Origin of the sequence: Streptococcus catagoni (assembly GCF_011421425.1) — a bacterium.
GTDB classification, from domain to species: domain Bacteria; phylum Bacillota; class Bacilli; order Lactobacillales; family Streptococcaceae; genus Streptococcus; species Streptococcus catagoni.
This window is the reverse complement of sequence record NZ_WPCW01000009.1, coordinates 1-927: the sequence shown is the minus strand read 5'-3', so window position 1 is coordinate 927 and position 927 is coordinate 1. Positions and strand designations below refer to the sequence as shown.

The window sequence follows — 927 nt, the reverse complement described above, 5'->3', positions numbered from 1 at the left end:
TTTACTTTCTCTTCCCAGGAAGTGGCCGTTTTCTCTAGAACCTTATTGAGCTCATCAATATTTCTAAAGCCTTCAGTACGCAACCACTGGCGAGCAGCCTCTTCACCTTCTGCTATGTAAACAGGGACTGAACCTGACCAGGTAGCTCTGCCACATAGCACACCATTGAAGCGAGCTCCTGACTCTGCCGCAAAGACTAGGGTATTTTGGAATAGCTGAGCTGATACACCAGCACTCAAATAAATATAAGGCAGATGACTGGCTGCTTCTTGATCCTTAAAGGCTTGCGCTGCATCTTCTTTACTAAAGAGTACTTCAGAGCCTTCTGCCGCAAAACCTTCAACGTAGGCCATATTGACAGGGACTTCAACCTTTAAAACATCAATAGCAAAACGTTCATCTGAGAAGACCTTCATAGCTCCATTAACCTTGTGGGGCTTGATTTTGGCAAATTCTGCACTGCTATTATCCTTGATCTTTTCATCATAGCTTAGAATTTCAAGGAAAAAGGGGATGTCTTCTGCCTTACACTCTGAACCAATGCGTTCAATGTAGGCCTTCTTTTGGAGGTTAACTTCCTCTTCACCATCCACATCATAGTAGAGCAAGAACTTAATGGCGTCTGCACCTGCTTCTTTCAGACGTTTTACTGACCATTCCACCAGACAATCTGGCAAGCGGCTGCTTGTTGTTGCATCATAGCCTGTCTTTTCATAGGCTAGTAAGAGCCCTGCATTGGGATTCTTAACCTTTGTGGCTGCTAGGCCATATTCAGGATCAAGCAGGATGGAAGAGGCATAGGCTGTGAGTTCTTCAGAAACCAGAGCCTTCAGATCAACCATTTGTTGGCTACTTGGCTGACCCTCTTGATGGGCAGCCATCATCCGTTTCAGAGCACCCCTTTGATCAAAGGCCAGTGCTGAAATA

1 protein-coding gene is annotated in these 927 nt (G+C 45.3%); it reads right to left on the bottom strand.

The genetic code is table 11. From position 1 onward, the window contains the following. Nucleotides 1-926 (bottom strand): tagatose-bisphosphate aldolase (gene lacD / locus HBN42_RS09950; protein ID WP_328804301.1); only part of this gene is annotated, 926 nt, incomplete at its 3' end. Between the last annotated feature and the right edge of the window lies 1 nt (nucleotide 927).